The sequence below is a fragment of the Halomonas sp. H10-59 genome (assembly GCF_040070555.1).
Classification (GTDB): Bacteria; Pseudomonadota; Gammaproteobacteria; order Pseudomonadales; family Halomonadaceae; genus Halomonas; species Halomonas litopenaei.
In genome coordinates this window covers 1,363,918-1,382,713 of sequence record NZ_CP098828.1, presented here as the reverse complement: position 1 = coordinate 1,382,713, position 18,796 = coordinate 1,363,918, and the positions used below count along the sequence as shown (strand labels likewise).

At 61.2% G+C, this 18,796-nt stretch carries 15 protein-coding genes; 4 read left to right on the top strand and 11 right to left on the bottom strand.

Annotated elements, in window-relative coordinates:
• Nucleotides 1-136: 136 nt before the first annotated feature.
• The 7 genes from NFG57_RS06220 to NFG57_RS06190 form a co-directional block, all read right to left on the bottom strand.
• The gene (locus tag NFG57_RS06220) at nt 137-505 is read right to left on the bottom strand and encodes a tautomerase family protein (RefSeq protein WP_045990948.1); all 369 of its coding nucleotides are present in this window, start codon (nt 503-505) and stop codon (nt 137-139) included.
• Nucleotides 506-586: 81 nt separating this feature from the next.
• Nucleotides 587-1,348, bottom strand: a complete 762-nt coding sequence (locus NFG57_RS06215; RefSeq protein WP_222569227.1) for an enoyl-CoA hydratase-related protein — start codon at nt 1,346-1,348, stop codon at nt 587-589.
• Between the two features lie 252 nt (nt 1,349-1,600).
• Nucleotides 1,601-3,022 carry a CoA transferase gene (locus NFG57_RS06210; RefSeq protein ID WP_348815663.1) on the bottom strand — a complete coding sequence of 474 codons (1,422 nt, stop codon included), beginning with the start codon at nt 3,020-3,022 and terminating at the stop codon, nt 1,601-1,603.
• Entirely contained in the window at nt 3,022-3,168 is a 147-nt protein-coding gene (locus NFG57_RS06205) for a hypothetical protein (protein WP_156088600.1), read from the bottom strand. Before NFG57_RS06205 ends, NFG57_RS06210 begins: the two co-directional genes overlap by 1 nt.
• 515 nt (nt 3,169-3,683) lie before the next feature.
• On the bottom strand, nt 3,684-5,378 hold the full coding sequence (locus tag NFG57_RS06200) for a hypothetical protein (RefSeq protein ID WP_348815662.1): 1,695 nt from the start codon (nt 5,376-5,378) through the stop codon (nt 3,684-3,686).
• A 400-nt stretch (nt 5,379-5,778) separates the two neighbouring features.
• A complete protein-coding gene (locus NFG57_RS06195; RefSeq protein ID WP_348816161.1) occupies nt 5,779-8,904 on the bottom strand; it encodes an FAD-binding and (Fe-S)-binding domain-containing protein in 3,126 nt (1,041 codons plus the stop codon).
• 68 nt (nt 8,905-8,972) lie between these two features.
• Nucleotides 8,973-10,220 carry an aspartate aminotransferase family protein gene (locus NFG57_RS06190; RefSeq protein WP_108131685.1) on the bottom strand — a complete coding sequence of 416 codons (1,248 nt, stop codon included), beginning with the start codon at nt 10,218-10,220 and terminating at the stop codon, nt 8,973-8,975.
• Nucleotides 10,221-10,525: 305 nt separating this feature from the next.
• Here NFG57_RS06190 and NFG57_RS06185 point away from each other — a divergent pair, with 305 nt between their 5' ends.
• The 4 genes from NFG57_RS06185 to NFG57_RS06170 all read left to right on the top strand — a co-directional run bounded on the left by NFG57_RS06185 (nt 10,526) and on the right by NFG57_RS06170 (nt 15,399).
• A complete protein-coding gene (locus NFG57_RS06185) occupies nt 10,526-11,527 on the top strand; it encodes a TAXI family TRAP transporter solute-binding subunit (RefSeq protein ID WP_108131683.1) in 1,002 nt (333 codons plus the stop codon).
• A gap of 3 nt (nt 11,528-11,530) precedes the next feature.
• On the top strand, nt 11,531-13,546 hold the full coding sequence (locus NFG57_RS06180; protein WP_348815661.1) for a TRAP transporter permease: 2,016 nt from the start codon (nt 11,531-11,533) through the stop codon (nt 13,544-13,546).
• 206 nt (nt 13,547-13,752) lie between these two features.
• Nucleotides 13,753-14,658: a LysR substrate-binding domain-containing protein gene (locus NFG57_RS06175; RefSeq protein ID WP_213228378.1), complete on the top strand. Its 906-nt coding sequence runs from the start codon at nt 13,753-13,755 to the stop codon at nt 14,656-14,658.
• A 306-nt stretch (nt 14,659-14,964) separates the two neighbouring features.
• Nucleotides 14,965-15,399, top strand: a complete 435-nt coding sequence (locus tag NFG57_RS06170) for a hypothetical protein (RefSeq protein WP_045990950.1) — start codon at nt 14,965-14,967, stop codon at nt 15,397-15,399.
• Nucleotides 15,400-15,521: 122 nt separating this feature from the next.
• Here NFG57_RS06170 and NFG57_RS06165 read toward each other — a convergent pair whose 3' ends face one another.
• The 4 genes from NFG57_RS06165 to NFG57_RS06150 all read right to left on the bottom strand — a co-directional run bounded on the left by NFG57_RS06165 (nt 15,522) and on the right by NFG57_RS06150 (nt 18,549).
• On the bottom strand, nt 15,522-16,190 hold the full coding sequence (locus tag NFG57_RS06165; RefSeq protein WP_213228380.1) for an amino acid ABC transporter permease: 669 nt from the start codon (nt 16,188-16,190) through the stop codon (nt 15,522-15,524).
• A 5-nt stretch (nt 16,191-16,195) separates the two neighbouring features.
• The gene (locus tag NFG57_RS06160; protein WP_157032932.1) at nt 16,196-16,936 is read right to left on the bottom strand and encodes an amino acid ABC transporter ATP-binding protein; all 741 of its coding nucleotides are present in this window, start codon (nt 16,934-16,936) and stop codon (nt 16,196-16,198) included.
• A 16-nt stretch (nt 16,937-16,952) separates the two neighbouring features.
• Complete coding sequence (locus NFG57_RS06155; protein WP_348815658.1) at nt 16,953-17,621, bottom strand: amino acid ABC transporter permease; 669 nt, start codon at nt 17,619-17,621, stop codon at nt 16,953-16,955.
• 67 nt (nt 17,622-17,688) lie between these two features.
• Entirely contained in the window at nt 17,689-18,549 is an 861-nt protein-coding gene (locus NFG57_RS06150) for a transporter substrate-binding domain-containing protein (RefSeq protein ID WP_083970166.1), read from the bottom strand.
• Nucleotides 18,550-18,796 lie beyond the last annotated feature (247 nt).

Below are 18,796 nucleotides of genomic sequence, written 5' to 3'. Positions count from 1 at the left end.
CGGCTCCCGCATCCTGTTCGCCAGGCAACCTCGATGCCGGGCGGCTCGCCCCTTCGCCGCCATCACGTCTTGGCTTTCTACGCCTAAAAAAATGGCCCGCTATTCGCGGGCCATGGTCGTCTCGGCGCGTCCGTCTTCAGGTTTCACAGAACTGCGCCACACCATCCCTGAATGACCAGTCGATGTCCTGGTTCTCGGTGATGGTGATCATGACGTTATGCGGGGGGATGCCGGGGTTTTCGGCAAGTGACTCGACGACCCTGGCGTAGAACGCCTTCTTGTCGGCGTCCGGACGGCCACTTCGCATCACCAGGTGCATCATGACGCGATCAGAATCACGCCGTTGCAACTGCAGGTTCTCCGGCTCGCACTCATTGATCACCTGGTAGCGATCGTCGTCGGGGAAGCCCATGGTATCGATGACGGCGGCGTTGACCTGATCCGCCACGGCCCTGACGTAGTCTCTCGACTTCCCTTTCACTAGATTGATCGTCACAAACGGCATCCACCCCTCCTGTCCCGGTCAATGATTGACGCTCTGTATTCGACGCTGTTGGTTGTCTTTCGTCGCGAGCTCGGCCGACGTCTAGCGATGGCGGAAGACCGGCGCACGCTTCTTGACGAAGGCATTCATGCCTTCCTTCTGCCCCTCGGTGGCAAAGGCCGCCTGGAACAGCAGACGCTCCTGGCGCAGGCCTTCCGCCAACGGGGTCTCGAAGGCCGCGTTGACCGCTCGCTTGGCCATCTTGACGGCTGGCGCGTTGTAGCCTGCGATGGTGTGCGCCGCCTCGAGGGCATTCTGCATCAGCTCATCCTTCGGCACGACTCGCGCCACCAGCCCGATCTCCTTGGCCTCCTGGGCGCCGATGTTGCGACCGGTCAGCACCAGGTCCATCGCCATCGCCTTGCCGACCGAACGTGCCAGACGCTGGGAGCCGCCGATGCCGGGCAGGATCCCCAGCTTGATCTCGGGTTGCCCGAACTGGGCGTCGTCGGAGGCGATGATCATGTCGCACAGCAGGGCCAGCTCGCAGCCGCCGCCCAGCGCAAAGCCGGCCACCGCAGCGATGATGGGCTTGGAAATCTGGCGCACCTCGTCCCAGGGGGCCAGGAAGTCATCCATGTAGAAATCGGTGAACGACTTCTCGGCCATCTCCTCGATATCGGCGCCGGCCGCAAAGGCTCTCGGGTTGCCGGTAATCACGATGGCACCGATGCCGGGGTCGGCGTCCAGCTCGCGCATTACCGCGAGCGTTTCTTCCGCCAGTTGGCGATTGAGTGCGTTCAAGCTTTTCGGGCGATTCAGGATGATCAGCCCGACCCGTTCGCGGCGTTCCACCACGATCATCTCTGGCTCACCGTTACCTGCCTCAAGCGACGCCTCCGAGGCGACATTCTGTGTTTTTTCTTCGACCTTCTTGTTCATCTCTTGTCTCCTGACGTTACCCGTAAACCAGCTGCGTATCAGTTTGATACGCTCCCAACTGCGGCCGCCACCTCGCCTGGTCGTGATGCGACCTGACAGCGCCGCGCCACACCGGATATTCACGACCCGATATCGCCAAGCGGCGTACATCTGATGAAAAAACGCGTCTGACGACTAGGGTTTTCCGACCCGCTTGCCCAGATCTCGAGCGGGTGCTTGACCCTGTTTGTCGGAGGCCGACTGGCCACCCTTTATCCGGGTGGCGGCGCTGCCACTCGCCTTGCACGACTCTTGCCTGGCCATCGCTGCTTGATCGCTCTGGGCTCCTTGACGTTGCCCCGAAGATGTCGCGCCGGCCTTGGCCGACCGCGCCTTGCCGGCTTGCCCTGGCGTGGAAGGCAGGCAATAGGAACCGTGACGCGCCATCAACTCATCGAGAATGGCCTGTCGATGTTGACCCAGGCCTGGCGCCACCAGAGGTGTGCCGCTGCCAAGGTCCACCCTGCCGGTCATCTTTATCGGGTTGCCCGCCGTCCTGAAGGGCTTCCCGGCGCTTCCCTGGACCTGGACGATCATGTTTCTCGCCTTCAACTGGGGATGATCGAGCAGTTTGTCGATGGTGTTGATCGGCGAGCAGGGAACGCCTTCCTCGTTGAGCAGGTCGACCCAGTGCTGCACGGGCCTGGTCGTCAGGATGCGTTCCATCTCCTCCACCAGCGCCGGGCGATTCTGGCAGCGAAGATCATTGGTGATGAACCGGGGATCGAAGGCCAGTCGCGAGGCGCCGATGGCATCGGCCATCAGCAGAAACAGGGTGTCGTTGCCGGCGGCGATGACCAGCTTGCCATCCTCGGCCTTGAAGCTTTCGAAGGGCGCCAGCGACGGGTGGCAATCACCGGTTCTATTCGGCACGACGCCTTCGATGTCGTAGCGTGCCAGCGCCGTTTCCATCATCGCCGCCTGGCAGTCCAGCATGCCGATATCGACACGGGTCCCCTGGGCGTCCTTGGTTCGGCTGTACAGCGAAGCAATGATGCCCACCGCCGCAAACAGGGCCGCGCTCAGGTCGCCAAAGCTGGTACCGACTCGGGCCGGTTCACCGTCCGGCCAACCGGTCAGACTCATCACGCCGCCCATGGCCTGCACCACCATGTCGTAGCCTGGCAACTCGCTGAATGGGCCGGTGTGACCGAAGCCTGAAATCGAGGAATAGATCAGGTGAGGATGGGTCTGGGCGAGGCGCTCCGGACCATAGCCAAGACGCTCCATGACCCCGGGTCTGAAGTTCTCCACCAGCACATCGGCCTCGTCCAGCAGGCGCTCCAGCAACTCGCGATCACGCGGCGACTTGATGTCCAGTACGATGCTTTCCTTGTTTCTATTGAAGCAACTGAAGTAGGCACTTTCGTTTTCGACAAAGGGGCCGAACTCTCGTGTATCGTCACCGGTGCCGATCTTCTCGACCTTGATGACGCGGGCGCCAAGGTCCGCCAGGACCATGGTGCAGTAGGGCCCTGCAAGCACCCGCGAGAAGTCCAGTACCGTCACGCCGTCCAGAGGCCCTTTCTTTGGTTCGTCCAGTGGTGTGTTGGCCATCAACTTGTCTCCTGTGTTGTTGTATCGAGCGCCAGCGTCAGCTGGCGACTGGCCACACCGGAGGCACGGTGGCAGGCGTGCTGATGGCCCGGAGAGGCACGTTCACCGATCTGGCCAGCGACGAGATGGGAAGCGATAGCGGTCATGGGGATCGGCCCTTTATAAAATTTGTTTAATCTGCACCGAGGGGAATCGACCCTTGGCGGGGCTCCTTCTTGGTTATGCCTCAGAATATGGGGACCACAGACCAGTACAATTCAGTTATTCGCAACCCAGATATAAGTTTTGAAAATATCAAAACCCACTAAGTGAGAAGCCGATACGGTACTCACCGCCCGAGGCGCGCCAGCATCACGATGGTGTGCCCAGCCGATCGACATCACGACGACATCTCCCGCTGGTGAACATGTCCTGGCGTTGCATCTAAAGTTGAAGCCACAAACAACGACGCCCGGGGGACCGGGCGGTATTGGGCGTGCACGGGTTGGGGATGGTGTTCGAGCGCCGTTGCCTGGCCATCGGCGTGCAGGGGGCGGACAACTACCGCAAGGGGCTTGCCGTGGGGGCTGTTGAGCAGGCCGATGTGTCTTCATGGCCTGAAAACGGACGCGGACGGTCAGAGGAATCGCTTTCAGGCCCCAGCCGCGCCCTGTTGCAGATCTTAAATCGCCTGCCATGCCTCCGGCAGTTCCACATACCCACTCACTGCCGATCCGACAAAGGAGGCGGCAGCCTCGAGTCCGGCCAGCGCCATGGCGCCACCATGCCAGCCGAAGATACCATCGCCCGAGTCCCGAGATGATTCAGCGCTGAAGGAAGCCTCGTCATCGAACAGGTCACCAAGGTGAAGGGCGTCATCACGGGCCGCGGCCGAGAAGACGCTATCGCCGGCATCGGCAAGCGCGACCTCTTCCCTCGACCACTCGGCGCCTTGGCCGTCCTGAGCTGCATCGACGAAGGCAATATCGCGATCGAACCAATCGAATCGAAACTCGTCTTCCAGACGATCGTCTTCGATAACGTAGCGTAGGCCGGGACCGGCACCGCGAAAGCCGCCGCCGTACTCGAACTCGATGCGCTCGATGCCGCTCGCCAGGGTCAGGGAATCATGGCCGGACACGCCAATCCGCCCATCATCCAGCCGGTAGACCTCGTAGTCGTCCGCCTCTCCCTCGAATAACAGGGTGTCGGTGCCCTGCCCCCCTTCGACCTGATTGGTGCCGGTCGAGACCCGGATCTGGTCGTCTCCGGCAAAGCCTTCGATGTAATCATCGGACGCGCCGTCACGCAGCAGGTCGTCAAAGACACTGCCGACAATAAAGGCCGGCTCGCCCGCGTGATTGGATGTCGGCGAGTCGATATCGCCCACCCAGTATATCGCGCGCCCAGCGGCACCAAGCGAGGACACCACCACTACGCTGTCCTGACCCATCAGCTCATAAAACGATGAGGAGACAATGCGCGCGACCGCGTCCGACGTGATGCCACCAAGATGCGCGCCCCAGGCGAAGGGATTCAGGCCGCTGTCGCTGGCCAACAGCCAGGGCGACTTGCTGTAGACAGCATCGAACAGCACCAGATTGTCCACGGAGCTTGAGTAGTTCTCATCGCTGTTCTCCAGAAAGCCATCGAAGCCCTCAAGCGCCGACTTCAGATCCTCGTGGTCACCGACGAAACGATGGATGACGTCGTTCTCGAAACCGATATTGAGCACATTGTCGGCTTCGAAGATCAGCGGTGACGCATGGCCAAGATAGTGACTGTCAGCGAAGAACCCACCCGCCAACTGATCCGAGAAGCGCGCCTGGATATTGGCCAGCGCCCCACCCAGGCTGTAGCCGGTAATGATGGCGTCATCACCCTCAAGTCCATGCTGGTCCATGAACGACGCCACCCCGGACAGCACGGGCGCCATGGTCTTCGCGATCTCCTTACCGGAATTCAGAAAGGAGTAGTCGGCGATATCTACCGGGGCATTGGTACCGGCATAGGCCACGCTGACGCGGCTGATGTTGCCCAGGGCGTCTTGCTCGGCCAGGACCTTGAGCTGGGGGCCACGGGAGACATTGCCGAGCAAGGGGCTCCGAAGCGTGATGTAGCCATCGACGTCCACCAGAGAGGATGGCAACCCCAGTTCGCTGGCCGAGACTTCTCGCCAACCACCCGGCAGGCCACTGGTGACCTGATTGGCTGAAAAGGTCCCCGATCCTGCGATGCTGTCCAGGGTCACCAGCATCTGTCCAAGGGGAAGCCCGAGCGCACGGTCTGTCTGCGAGTAGGTCGCCAGCGCATGCGAGGTGACGGCGAGCTCGGCAGAGGCCGACGAATCAAGCCCGGAGATCGTAAAAAGTGGCATAGAACATCCTCACCTGTGAACTTCCGCACAAGAAAAGACAACAGCCTAGCCCAGTTTCTACGCTTTCCGACCCCATCATTGCTTCACCGACTTTTCAGGCAAAGCTGCTGCGATAAAGCGTCGAAAAAAGAAGCGATATGGAAAGAAGATTCCTCCCACCCTTCTTGTATTTTACGAGCTATCACGACGGTGAGTTTTACCGGACCACCATGCCCGAACCAGTGTCGATCGCTGCGTAGATGTGCCCGAACGGTGCACTGGCAATGGCCCGCCAAGCACCTGGCCGGCTAGCGCTCACGGGCTATCGCGCTGCCGGACCAGCTATGGTTAAGCCAAGGTTCAGCCAAGGTTCAGAAGAATGGAGAGACATCGCTCTACGGGCGCACGACGGGCGCAACTCTCACTCAGTCTTGGGTCGATGCCTCAAGCACGCGAGTAGCCCCTGAAGCGGATGTGGCAAGTGGGCGCCAGAAAACCGCCGAGCCTGGCAGCGACAGGAATAGCCGCTGGCCAACAGGCGTCCCTGAAGATCCGGATCCTCGACTCGGGGCTGCCAAGATTGCGCATAGATAAGCGCAGACGTCTGGCGATGCTCCACCTCATGGCCGTAGGTGCCTGCCATGCCGCAACAGCCGCTTTGCAGCACCTCGAGCGACAGACCAAAGGCTTCGTACAGACGCTGCCAGTCCTTGGCCGCCCCGGACACATGGGTCGCCTCGGTGCAGTGAAGCAGCAACCGATAGTCCGGGTCCTTGACGACCGACGACCGTGCGGCTTGTTGCGCCGCTCGCGGCCTGCTCGTCAGCCACTGCGCCAGCCAGGAGCCCAGCAGTTGCACCTGGGGCACCGCAGCGGCGCCCAGTGCCTTCACGTACTCCTGGCGATAGGTCAGCGTCATGGCCGGGTCGATGCCGACCAGCGCCACCCCGGCCTCGGCCAGCGCCCGCAGGCGCTCGGCCTGCCGTGCGGCGGTGCGTTCGAAGGCTCCGAGAAAACCCTGGACATGCAGCGGCTTGCCGTTGGGGCCATGGGGGGCCACGAACACCCTCACTCCGAGCCCTTCCAACAACTCGACGGTATCCATCACCAGACGGGATTCGAAGTAGCTGGTGAAGGCGTCCTGTACCAGCACCACGCTGCGCGCCTTTTCCGCCTCGTCCAGGCGCTTGAGCGCCTCTGGCGTGGCCCGCTCGACCCCATGGCGATAGAGCCAACCATCAAGGCGCTCTGACGACAGCCGCGGACTGTCGACCACACCGAACACACTGGCCATCAGGCGCGAAACTCCTGGTATTCGCAGCGTGGCGTTGTACAGCGGCGCAAACCGCGAAAGTGTCGGCAGCATGACTTCCAGCCCGCCGACCAGGTAGTCCCGCGGCGCGCGCAGGTAACGGCTGTGATAGAGCTCGAGAAAACGCGCCCGGAAGCTCGGTACATCGACCTTGATCGGACACTGGCCGGCGCAGGACTTGCACGACAGACAGCCGGCCATGGCCTCATGCACCTGATGCGAGAAGTCTCGCTCGCCGCGACGGCGCCACAGGCTTCGCCCCAGCCTTGCGGGGAAGGCCTTGAGCGCCGCCCAGGCGCTGCGCTTGCGCAGCCGTCGGGACACGTCCAGCACATCGACACCCGCCAGTTGCTGCTGGCGTAGCCATTCACGCATCAGGCTGGCACGCCCCTTGGGTGAGTGGATGCGCTGCCGCGTCGCCTTCCACGAAGGGCACATGGCGTCGTCGGGATGATAGTTGTAGCAGGCGCCGTTGCCGTTGCAGTACACCGCCTCGCCGTAGGCCTGCCACACCCGCTCGTCGATCTGGCGATCGAACTGACCACGCAACGCCACCCCATCCACCGCGAGCAGCCCCGGGTCGCTCTCACGGCCCGTCGTCTGGTTGGCGTCGTCGAGTGGATCGGTGGGGGGATCAGTGAGCGGTGTCGCGATCTTGCCTGGGTTGAGCTGATTGCAGGGGTCGAAGGCGCCCTTGAGCCGTTGCAGGCTGGGGTAGAGCGGCCCGAAGAAGGCCGGGGCATATTCCGAGCGAATGCCCTTGCCATGCTCGCCCCACAACAGCCCGCCGTACTTGTGCGTCAGCTCGGCGACCTCATCGGTGATCTCGCGAATCAACGCCACCTGGGCGAGGTCCTTCATGTCCAGAGCCGGACGCACGTGCAGGACCCCGGCATCGACGTGCCCAAACATCCCGTACTCAAGCCCCCTGGCGTCGAGCAAGGCGCGAAATTCCGCGATGTAGTCCGCCAGGTGCTCGGGTGGCACGGCGGTGTCCTCGACAAAGGGCAGCGGACGCTTCTCGCCGGCCACATTGCCCAGCAACCCCACCGCGCGCTTGCGCATGGCATAAACCCGGGTAATCGCCTCGCGTCCCTGGGCCAGGGTGTGGCCCAGACGCCTGACACTCGAGTCTTCGTCCAGGTACCGGCAAAAGGCCTCGACCCGGCGTCCCAGCCGCGCCAGATCATCATCGTTGAACTCGACCAGGTTGATGCCCTGGGTCCGGATATCGCCGGTATCGGGGAAGAACTCGCTGACCGAGTCCCAGACATAGTCACCACGGGCCAGCTCCAGCACCCGCTCGTCCACCGTTTCGATGGAGGTGGGAGCAGCGTCGCTGGTCATCAACGCCCGAGCGTCACCCAGCGCCTCCATGAAACCGGCGTAGCGAACATTGACCAGGGTCGAGTGGGCCGGGATCGGCAGCACCCGGAGCACCGCCTCGCTGGTGATGGCCAGCGAACCCTCGGCGCCGCACAGCACGCTGTTGAGGTCGAAGCGGCCATCCGCCGTGGTCAGATGGGCAAGATCGTAACCGGTGAGGCAGCGATTAAGCGGCGGGAAGGTCTCGTCGATACGCTCACCTTCGCACTCGAGAATGTCGCGGACGACGCGGTGCACGCGGCCCACACCGTCCTTGCGAGCGCACAGCGCCGCCAGCTCGAACTCGTCCACTGGCCGGCTGACCAGGCGCTCGCCGCCCAGCAGAACGCTCTCAAGTTCCAGCACATGATCGCGGGTCTTGCCGTACTCGCAGCTGCCCTGGCCGCTGGCATCGGTGGCGATCATGCCCCCGAGGGTGGCGCGGTTGGAGGTGGACAGCTCAGGGGCAAAGAACAGTCCGTAGGGCTTGAGCGCGGCGTTGAGCTGATCCTTGACCACCCCGGCCTGCACGCGCACCCGGCGGCGTGCCACGTCGATCTCGAGTATGGCGTTCATGTGCCGCGACACATCCACGACCAGCCCATCGGTCAGGGATTGCCCGTTGGTGCCGGTGCCTCCTCCCCGGGGCGCCAGCACCACCTGGCGGAACGCTTCGCGCCCCGCCAGCTCGGCGATACGCACCAGATCCTCGGTCCCGCGAGGATAGAGCACCGCCTGGGGCAGGCGCTGGTAGATCGAATTGTCGGTGGCCAGCACCGTGCGATTGGCGTAGTCAGGGGCGACCTCCCCTTCGAAGCCCTGGCCCACCAGGGCTTCGAGAAAACGCCGATAGCTCGTGGCCACGTCCATCCCCGCATCATTCCAGGCGTGGTGGCGGGAGTCGTGGCGGGCGTCATCACGGAGGGCGATCCGGGCAATCATGGCGTGAGCGTCGCCAACGCGCGCTCCAGCCGCGCCATACCTTCTCTCAACACCTCAGGCTCTGCGGTCAGCGGGGCCAGCAGGCGCAGCACGTTGCGGCGACGCCCACTCGGCATCAACAGCACCCCCGCCTCGCGTCCGGCGGCCAGCAACGCGGCCAGGTGCTCGGCGCCGCTGGCCCCCGCGGTATCGTTGAACACGATGCCGCGCATGGCACCTACCCCGGTCAAGGCCCCCACCATCGGAAAGCGCTCCTTCAGGCGGGCGTGGGTCGCCACGATCAGTGACTCCTGGGCCTCGCTCCAGCCCGCCAAGCGCGCCTCGCTCATCACCTCCATCACCGTACGAGCCGCGGCACAAGCCACCGGGTTACCGGAGTAGGTCCCGCCGAGCCCACCCTTGGGCAGGGCATCCATGAATCGGGACTTGCCGGCCACCGCCGCCAGCGGCAGCCCCGCCGCCATGCTCTTGCCCATCAACAGCAGGTCAGGCTCGACGCCCAAATGGGTGAACGCAAAACGCCGACCGGTACGCCCGAATCCGGACTGAATCTCATCGAAGATCAGCGCCATGCCGTGGCGGTCGCAGAATTCGCGAAGGTGCGCGGCGAAGGTCGCATCGAGCAGGCGGAAGCCACCCTCGCCCTGCACCGGCTCGACGATGATCGCGGCGATCTCGTCAGCGGGCAGCTCGACCTCGAGCAGACGGTCGAGGGCGTGTATGGCCTGCTCGGTGCTGACATCGTTGTCCCGGCTCGGGAACGGCAAGTGATACACCGGCCCCGGCAGACTGCCGAGCCCGGTCTTGTAGGGCTTGACCTTGCCGTTGAGGTTGAGCGCCGCGAGGGTGCGGCCGTGAAAACCGTCATCGAAGGCGATGACCGCCTGACGACCGGTCGCCGCTCGCGCCACCTTGAGGGCATTCTCGGTCGCCTCGGCCCCGCAGTTGGTCAGCATGCACGACAGCGGGTAGGACACTGGCACGAAGGCATCGAGCGCCTGGGCCACCTCCAGATAGCCACGGTGGGGCAAGGCGTTAAAGGCGGAATGCATCAGCCGATCCACCTGGGCTTTCACCGCTTCCACCACCGCCGGATGTCCATGCCCCAGATTGAGCACGCCGATGCCGCCGATAAAGTCGACGTAGTGTCGACCGTCCTCGTCCCATAGCTCGGCGTTGCGCCCATGCTCCACACACAAGGGGTGAACGATGCCCAGCGAGGCGCTGACGTGAGGAAAGTCCATGTCCGGTACCTGTCGAATCGTCGAAAAATTCAGGACGACGATGTAACCAGCGGCACTGGAGCTCTTCAAACGAAAAAAAGCGTCTTATGCATTCCATAAATGAATACCAGGCGCGCCGATATCCTCTCGAAAAACTGCGGCATCGGCACGTAAATGAGCAAAAGGAATAGATCGAGTATTAGATTTCTTTTGTGGGTGATAAAGGCTCGTGGTAACAATGCCCGCCGCTCTGCTTGAGCCAGCAACAATAGCCAAAAAAACATGGCCAGAGAGCCACGACATCACCTCAACGACAGGAACGTCACATGACTCATCCCCTGAAGCCGGCCGCGATCGCCATCGCCGCATCCACTCTTCTCAGCGCCTGCAGCGACGGCGCCTCCTCTACCCCGAACGTGGCGATCGGCCCGCCCGCCAGCACCACCCAACTGGTGTCAAAGCTGCTGCTCGACGCCCACGGGGTGAAGGAAGATGACTACAGCGCCTATCAGGAAGGTTTCGGCGCGGCGCTCGACGGTGTCCAGGACGGCAATATTGACCTGTCGATCGGCATCCTCGGCTTGCCGTCCGGAAGCATCGAGAACCTTCAGGCAGCCGCCGGTGACGTTCGCATGATCGGCCTGAGCGACGACGCGGTGGACTATATCGAAGCCAATAGCGAGTACCGTCGCTTCGTCATCCCCCAGGACAGCTACGAGTTTCTTGACCAGGACGTGACCACGGTGACCGCCTACGCCGTGCTGGTGGGCAACACCCACAGCATCGACGAGGAGCTTGGCTATGAACTGGCTCGCCTGATGCACGAGAAGGCCGAAGAAAACACCCACGCCCAGTCCGCCTTCATGACCCTGGAGAACGCACTGAACGGCTCCGCTGGCATCCCGATCCATCCGGGTGCCAAACGCTACTACGAAGAGCAGGGACTGGAGGTGAGCAACCCGGTGGCTCAGCTCGAGATCCAGGGCGACAAGAGCGAGTACATCCTCGGTACCGGCAGCCAGGGCGGCACCTACTACCCGCTGGGTGGCGAGATGGCCACCATCTGGAACAACTATCTCGACGGGGCCAACTTCACCAACATCGAGACCGGCGCCTCCATCGAGAACCTCGTCAGCATACGTGACGACCGCATGGACCTGGGCATGACCGTGCATGCACCGGCCAAGGACGCGGTATCCGGCAACGGTGAGTTCGACGACAACGCCATCGGCAACGTCGCCTTTATCGGCCACATCTATCCGGAAGTCATCCAGATCGTGACCCGCGAAGACAGCGGTATCACCAGCCTCGACGACCTCGCCAAGTAAACCATGTCATCGTCAGGCGCCGGCGTGTCGGCGCCTGGCGATCATCGGGAGATTCACGCCATGGTCGAAAAAACAACGGCCGATGCCCCTCGGCAATTGCTCGAGAAGTACGACCGGGAGTCCAGCGTTCGCGCTCACCTGGGCCGCTGGGGCTGGGCGGTGTCGCTGCTCGGCATCGCGCTGACATCCTTTCACCTCTATACCGGCTACTTCGGTACCCTGCCATCGCAACAGCAAGGGGCGGTACACCTGGGCCTCGCGCTCGGGATGATCTTCCTGCTATTCCCCGCCTGTCGCGGCGAGCGCGCCCGCCGAGCGGTGCCCTGGTACGACGTGGTACTGGCCTTCACCGCCACCTTTGGCGCCTACTACAAGATCCTGTTCTACGACGAGGTGCTGCGCGCCCGCATCACCGGCTATTCCACCCTGGACCTGATCGTGGCCGGCGCCGGTGTGCTGTTCGTGCTGGAAGCGACGCGTCGCACCGTCGGCTTGCCCATCGTGATCGTGGCCCTGCTGGCGCTGGCCTATGCCCTGCTGGGCAACCATATTCCGACGGCGCTGCTGTCCCACCCCGGGTTCTCGCTCGAGCAGGTCGCTCCCTATCTGTGGTTCCGCGAAAGCGGCGTGTTCGGCACGCCCCTGCAAATCTCGGCGAAGTTCATCTTCCTGTTTCTGTTCTTCGGCGTGGTACTGATCCAGACCGGGGTCGGCCGCTTCTTCAATGACCTCGCCTTCGCCGCCACCGGTCGCTTCACCGGCGGGACCGCCAAGGCGGCGGTGATCGCAAGCTCGCTGCAGGGCATGATCTCGGGCAGCTCGGTCGGCAATACCGTGGCCTCGGGCTCTTTCACCATTCCGATGATGAAGAATGCCCGCTTCCGTCCCGAGGTCGCCGCCGCCACCGAGGCGTCGGCCTCCACCGGTGGGCAGATCATGCCGCCATTGATGGGCGCGGCCGCCTTCATCATGGTCGAGTACGTCGGCGTGTCCTATCGCGAGATCATGTACGCCGCACTGATACCGGCGCTGATGTACTTCACCGGTATCTTTATCGGCGTGCACTTCGAGGCCAAGCGCAGCCGTATCCTGGGCATCCCCAAGGACCAGCTTCCCAGCAAGCGCAAGCTGTTGATGCGTCAGGGGTACATGCTGCTTCCGCTGGCGGTGATCGTGACCACCGTCAGCGTCGGCTTCACCGCCCAGCGTGCCGCCCTGCTGGGCATCGCCGCAGCACTGGCGGTCAGCCTGCTGCGCAAGGAGACCCGACCGTCGCTTGCCGACCTGGTACGCCTGCTGGACAAGGGCGCCAGGGTCGCGCTGCCGGTGATCGCCGCGGTGGCCACCGCCGGCATCATCGCCGGGGTGGTGGGCATGACCGGGCTGGGCGCCAAGTTCGCCGCTGGCATCATCAGCCTGGCCGACGGCACCCTGATCCTCGCCCTGATCTTCACCATGCTGGCCTGCATCGTGCTGGGCATGGGCCTGCCGACCACCGCCAATTACGTCGTCACCGCGACCATCGCCGCGCCGGCGCTGATCAACGAGTTCGGCCTGGCGCCCATGGCGGTGCACCTGTTCGTGTTCTACTTCGGGATCGTGGCCGACATCACGCCACCGGTCTGCCTGGCGGCCTACGCCGGCGCAGGGATTGCCGGGGCCAATCCGATGAAGACCGGAGTGACGGCGCTGAAACTGGCCATCGGCGCCTTCATCATCCCCTACGCGCTGATCTACAACCCGGCGCTGGTGATGATCGACGCCACACCGCTTGGCCTGGTACGCGATGTCGGCTTCCTGCTGGTGGGCCTGGTCGGCGTAAGCGCCGCTTTGATCGGCCACTTCGTGCGCGATGCCCTGATGTGGGAGCGGGCGGTGCTGCTGGCAGCGGGCCTGGCCATGGTGGCCCCGGCCCCCATCACCAGCAGCCTGGGGCTGGTGGCCCTGGCGCTGGTGGCATTGTGGCAGTCACGCCGCCCCGAGGCGCCGCTGGATACGGCAACGTCGGCCCAGCGCTGACGGCGACGATGTCGATAAGCGCCAGTTCCCGGCGACCTTGGTCCCGGTAGCCCTGTTTTCGGCGGCCCTGTTCCCGGTAGCCCAGTGGCCGCCGGGAACTTAAATGAGCACCTCAGCAGGAGGTCGTTTCGAAAAACGTACCGGCAACAGCGGTAGTCCCTCGGTTGGGGTAGAATGGCGGTTTTTTACGCTGGAGTCAGCGTTCGATGAAGGCCCGTCATCTCCCCTCGACCACCACGCTTCAGTGTTTCGAAGCCGCCGCCCGGCACCTGAGTTTCACCCGGGCGGCGGATGAGCTGAGCATCACCCAGAGCGCCATCAGCAAGCAGGTGGCCCAGCTCGAGGACTACCTGCAGCACAAGCTCTTCCGTCGACTCAGGCGCACCCTGGTGCTGACGCCGGAAGGCTCGCTGTACCTGACCGAGGTGCGCAAGATCCTGGCCCACCTCGAGATGTCGGCCAACGCCATCATGACCTACAGCGGCCACGGTGACGTGCTCAAGGTGGCCACGCTTCCCACCTTCGGCACGCGCTGGCTGTCGTTGCAGCTACCGGCCTTCTTCGAGGCTTACCCCGGTATCACCCTGCACCTGTCCGACCGCGTGGAGACCTTCGATCTGGAAAACGAAGGCATCGACGTAGCGATCTTCCACGGCCACGGCAGCTGGCCCAACCTCGAGTGTCACAAGCTGTTCGAGGAAGAAGTCATGGCGGTCGGCGCACCCGGCTATCTGGCGCGCCAGCGCATCGACAGCCCCGCCGATCTGGCCAACTGCCGGCTGCTGCACCTGTCGACCCGCCCCGACGCGTGGCACCGCTGGTTCGATGAACAGGGCATTCGCACCGATCGCAGCTACCACGGTATCCGCTTCGAAACCTTTCAGACGCTGATTCGCACGGTCATGGCCGGCGGCGGCCTTGCCCTGATTCCACGCTTCATGATCGACCATGAACTAGAAGCCGGCGCCCTGGTCCCCGCCTGGCCCACCCTGTTGCGCGGTCCCAACGCCTACTACCTGGTCTATCCCGAGCACCTGGGAGAGCTCGCCAAGGTGCGCCAGTTCGTCGACCACCTCAAAGGCTGCGCCGCACCACAGGCCCCACCCGAGTAGGCCCGGTCATAGCAGTCCCCGCCCGAGTAAGCCCCCCGCGAGTAGTCCCCGTCCGAGCTAGCTCCGCCCGAGTAAGCCCCATCCGAGTAGGCCCGATCTAAGTAGCCCCCGTCCGAACAGCTACCAGGGGCGTCGCCGGCTGAGCCCCTCCGTTTTCGGTGGCTCGGCAAATGGCCTGGCCCCTTCGCTGCTCCTGCACGAAAAGTTTTCTTCTGGTTGTAAGGTCCCGCTTTCAGATGCGACACAGCCCCCCACGGCGCTCGCCCATCGAGCGCCATCCCCTAGAAGACGACCAAGGAAGCTCAGATGCACACTGAAGGAAACGAGATGGCGGGCCTCAAGGGCGGGCTGCTGGCGATGCGTATCGGCATCTTTCTGGTACTGCTGGTCTGGACCCTGAGCAAGTTCATCAATCCAAGCCAGGGCAGCGGGATCATGGACAAGTACTTCGGCATCGCCGGCGTCGGCACCGCCGTCGTGGTGGCGCTAGGTGTGCTCGAACTGGTGCTGATCCTGGCCTTCGTCAGCGGCAGCTTCAAGCGCATAAGCTATGGTGGCGTGCTGCTGGTACACGGCGTCTCGACGCTGGTGACCATCCCGGCGATGGTGACCGATCCCTTCGGCCATATGCTGTTCTTCGCCGCCCTGCCGATGCTGGCCGCCTGCTACACCCTCTATCGACTGCGCGACCACGACACCCTGCTGACCCTGGAACGCCCGGCGCCCCTCGCCACCGCCTGAGGCGACGTCGCCAGAACAGACGCGCCCCCGATGAGCAACCACTTGCTCACCGGGGGCGCTTGATGTAGCGACTTCGGTAGCTCACTACTGGTCCACTGCGAGGCTCCAGACGCCTCTCGGGCTCACTGAGTGGTCACCCCAGGCACCCAGGTCTTCCGCTCGACCCAGCCAAGCAGGCTTGCCACACTGGACGTCAGCACGAGATAGATGATCCCTGCCCAGAGAAAGACGTGGAAAAAGTCCAATGTTCTCGAGCCGATATCCTGAGCAATTGCCGTAATCTCAACCACGCCGATGGTATAGGCAATGGAAGTGAACTTGAGCTCGATGATCGCTTCGTTGGACCACTGAGGTATCACCCTCCGCAACGCCTGCGGCAACATGACGTGTCGGATAGCCTGCCATTTGCTCATCCCGCACGCCCTTGCGGCGGTCAATTGCCCTGAAGGCACCGACAGGATCGAACCACGAAAGTACTCTGCCTGGTAGGCGGCACTGTTCAAGGTGATGGCGATCACCGCGGAGGTGAAAGCATCAAAGACAATGCCTACGTGGGGGAGACCCAGATAAATAAAGAACATCTGGACCAGCATCGGCGTCCCGCGAAAAAGCTCTATATATGCGGTACTGATCCAGTACCAGACTCGCCCGCCGTAGACACGCGCCCAACACAGCGCAAGCCCGAGAAAGAAACCGAGCGTGATCGCAATCACCCAGAGGGCGAGGGTGATCGGGACCCCTGTGAGGAGTTGCGGCAGCCACTCAAGGCCAAAGCTCAAAAAATCCATCATAGCGCTCACCCATGCTCTGCGATGACGTTGAGGAAAGCCCTGGTGCGCTCATTCTCTGCGCCTGTGAACAGGGTCTGCGGGTCACCCTGCTCAACGATATAGCCTTTCTCCATAAAGATGATCTCGTCGGCAGCCTGACGTGCAAAGCTCATCTCGTGAGTTACCACGACCATCGTCATCCCGTCACTGGCGAGTTGCTGCATGACTTTGACCACTTCCCCCGTCAACTCAGGGTCCAACGCTGATGTAGGCTCATCAAACAGCAGCACGTCAGGGTCCATCGCCAGCGCCCTTGCAATAGACACACGCTGCTGCTGACCACCAGAGAGTTCTGCCGGATACGCATCTGCCCTGTCCGACAACCCCACTCGCTCCAACTCCTCATAGGCACGACGAGTCGCCTTATTTCGCTCGACTCCATTTACCCTGATTTGGCAAATTCGTACGTTGTCCAAGACGGTGAGATGGGAGAACAGGTTAAAATCCTGGAAAACAAAGCCGATCCGCGCCCGCATCTTGTCGATATTACTGTCGGTGACTTCTTCTCCCTTGAGGTAGACCTTGCCATCGTCGGGGTTAGTGAGATGGTTGATACTTCGCAAAAGCGTACTTTTTCCTGATCCGGATGGACCAATAAGAACTTTTGTTTCACCCCGATGAAGAGAAAAGCTGATACCTTTCAGGACCTCTACACCGCCATAGCTTTTCTTCACACCTTTTACATCGAGAACCAGATCGCTGTCCATAACATTATCTCTCATCTTATTTTTCGAACCCCGGAACCGACAATTTCCTTTCAAAAGCATAAAGGGCACTATTCCCGGCTCTATTTAGAACAAAATAGAGAAGAGCGACTACCGCAAATACGATGAGGACGTTTCCTTGGGTACTGGTAATTATATAGTGAGCTTGACGCGTCAGTTCGACAACACCGATCACGTACGCCAGCGACGTTTCCTTTATCTGAGATGAAAACTCGTTTGTCCAAGGCCCTATTGCGTGTCGTATGGCTTGAGGTAAAACGATATATGCAATCGCCTTGGAACTAGACATTCCCATCGCCCTCGCAGCCAGCATCTGGCCCTCAGGAACAGACTGGAAGGCACTACGAAAAATCTGAGATTGATAAGCAGCAGATCTTAGCCCCATTGCCAAAACTGCCGCAGCGAAAGCGGAGATATCGTATACACCAGATAATCCATAGAAAAAAATGAACAGCATTATAATGATTGGAATACCACGAAAAATTCGCTCGTAGACGATCAGCGGCCACTGAACAAAACGAGAACGTGGCCCGTACAGCTGTATCAAGCATATAGCTAGGCCAAGAAATAAACCTATAACCAAAAGACATAACAAGAGGGCAATCGCGACCCCCAGCCCTTTCAAAAGAAAGGGAAAGTCTCTAATAAGTACATCATAGATATCCATGACATCGGCCCCGATGAAAAAAGGCGCTTCCGGTCGAGGAAGCGCCTACAGCAATATAACGCTAGATTTATTCGTTTCCGAGCTCGGGAAGTCCACTCACCGGCTTGTCATAGGTATCTACGAAATCCGGCATATGGCCAGGAATGGCAGGCGCCACAACCCCGGGGATATAGCTGCTTACGATTTCCTGCCACTCACCAGAGTCATAAATATTCATGATACCCTGGTTCAACTTTCCAAGGACCTCCTGCGGATCATCCTTGGTGACAGCCAGCGCCAAAGGAGCACGAATATAGATCTTGCCAGCCATTTTTACCGGTCGGCCAGAGTTGATATATTCCTGAGCGGACGTATCGTCCACAATGACCGATGAAATCCTGCCGATCGCCATGTCATCGACAGCGGTCACGTAGCTATCGTACTTGGAGAGAGAAACGTCAACATCGCTATTATTGATAACGTTCTCTTCCATCCATGCCTGCTGGGACGAACCACCTTGGACGCCGACACTAGCGCCACAGCAGACTGCCGTAAAGACATTGGCGTCAGAGTCTTCAGGAACCAACACAACATCGTTGGTTTCCCACCAGGGTATACTGAAATCGATGGCCTCTGCCCGCTCCTCTGTCACAGTCAGCCCAGTCGCCAATATATCAATCTTTTGAGCCGCCAGCGCTGGAATCAGAGAAGGGAACGGCATGTCCTGAAATTCAATCTCAAAGCCTTGATCTTCAGCGATAGCACTCATCGCATCGATGGCAATGCCTTTGAACTCACCACTTTCTACATATGCCCAAGGCGGAAAGGAGGCTTCAATACCCACCGTATATGGGTCTTGAGCCAATGCCGTCGAGGAAATTCCCGTTCCTGCAAGACCCACTGCTGCTAGAGCAAAATAGGTGACCCAGGATGGCTTCTTGTTATTCATAATTGCCTCATATTGTCTAACGAATTTATCGATTAACCAATTCAATATGGTGGCTATAAAGGCCGCATGTCAAGCCAGCGACCTTTCGTTAAAAATGAGTTTATGCATTATCGCGAATCAAACAAAAAAACCTTTGCTCTCCCGCTAAATACAGAAAAAATCCATACTCATTGCTGCTCCGACAAAAAAAATGGCAGGCTGGCGCTCCTTGCCATCTTCTTGGGCACTCACCCACGGTGACAGCCAT

Excerpts from the sequence above, each read along its gene's own strand:
- NFG57_RS06180 (WP_348815661.1), top strand. The coding sequence starts at position 11,531 with ATGTCATCGTCAGGCGCCGGCGTGTCGGCGCCTGGCGATCATCGGGAG.
- NFG57_RS06195 (WP_348816161.1), bottom strand. The coding sequence starts at position 8,904 with ATGGACGTGGCCACGAGCTATCGGCGTTTTCTCGAAGCCCTGGTGGGC.
- NFG57_RS06220 (WP_045990948.1), bottom strand. The coding sequence starts at position 505 with ATGCCGTTTGTGACGATCAATCTAGTGAAAGGGAAGTCGAGAGACTAC.
- NFG57_RS06200 (WP_348815662.1), bottom strand. The coding sequence starts at position 5,378 with ATGCCACTTTTTACGATCTCCGGGCTTGATTCGTCGGCCTCTGCCGAG.
- NFG57_RS06150 (WP_083970166.1), bottom strand. The coding sequence starts at position 18,549 with ATGAATAACAAGAAGCCATCCTGGGTCACCTATTTTGCTCTAGCAGCA.
- NFG57_RS06170 (WP_045990950.1), top strand. The coding sequence starts at position 14,965 with ATGCACACTGAAGGAAACGAGATGGCGGGCCTCAAGGGCGGGCTGCTG.
- NFG57_RS06185 (WP_108131683.1), top strand. The coding sequence starts at position 10,526 with ATGACTCATCCCCTGAAGCCGGCCGCGATCGCCATCGCCGCATCCACT.
- NFG57_RS06175 (WP_213228378.1), top strand. The coding sequence starts at position 13,753 with ATGAAGGCCCGTCATCTCCCCTCGACCACCACGCTTCAGTGTTTCGAA.
- NFG57_RS06215 (WP_222569227.1), bottom strand. The coding sequence starts at position 1,348 with ATGATCGTGGTGGAACGCCGCGAACGGGTCGGGCTGATCATCCTGAAT.
- NFG57_RS06190 (WP_108131685.1), bottom strand. The coding sequence starts at position 10,220 with ATGGACTTTCCTCACGTCAGCGCCTCGCTGGGCATCGTTCACCCCTTG.
- NFG57_RS06160 (WP_157032932.1), bottom strand. The coding sequence starts at position 16,936 with ATGGACAGCGATCTGGTTCTCGATGTAAAAGGTGTGAAGAAAAGCTAT.
- NFG57_RS06155 (WP_348815658.1), bottom strand. The coding sequence starts at position 17,621 with ATGGATATCTATGATGTACTTATTAGAGACTTTCCCTTTCTTTTGAAA.
- NFG57_RS06210 (WP_348815663.1), bottom strand. The coding sequence starts at position 3,022 with ATGGCCAACACACCACTGGACGAACCAAAGAAAGGGCCTCTGGACGGC.
- NFG57_RS06165 (WP_213228380.1), bottom strand. The coding sequence starts at position 16,190 with ATGATGGATTTTTTGAGCTTTGGCCTTGAGTGGCTGCCGCAACTCCTC.
- NFG57_RS06205 (WP_156088600.1), bottom strand. The coding sequence starts at position 3,168 with ATGACCGCTATCGCTTCCCATCTCGTCGCTGGCCAGATCGGTGAACGT.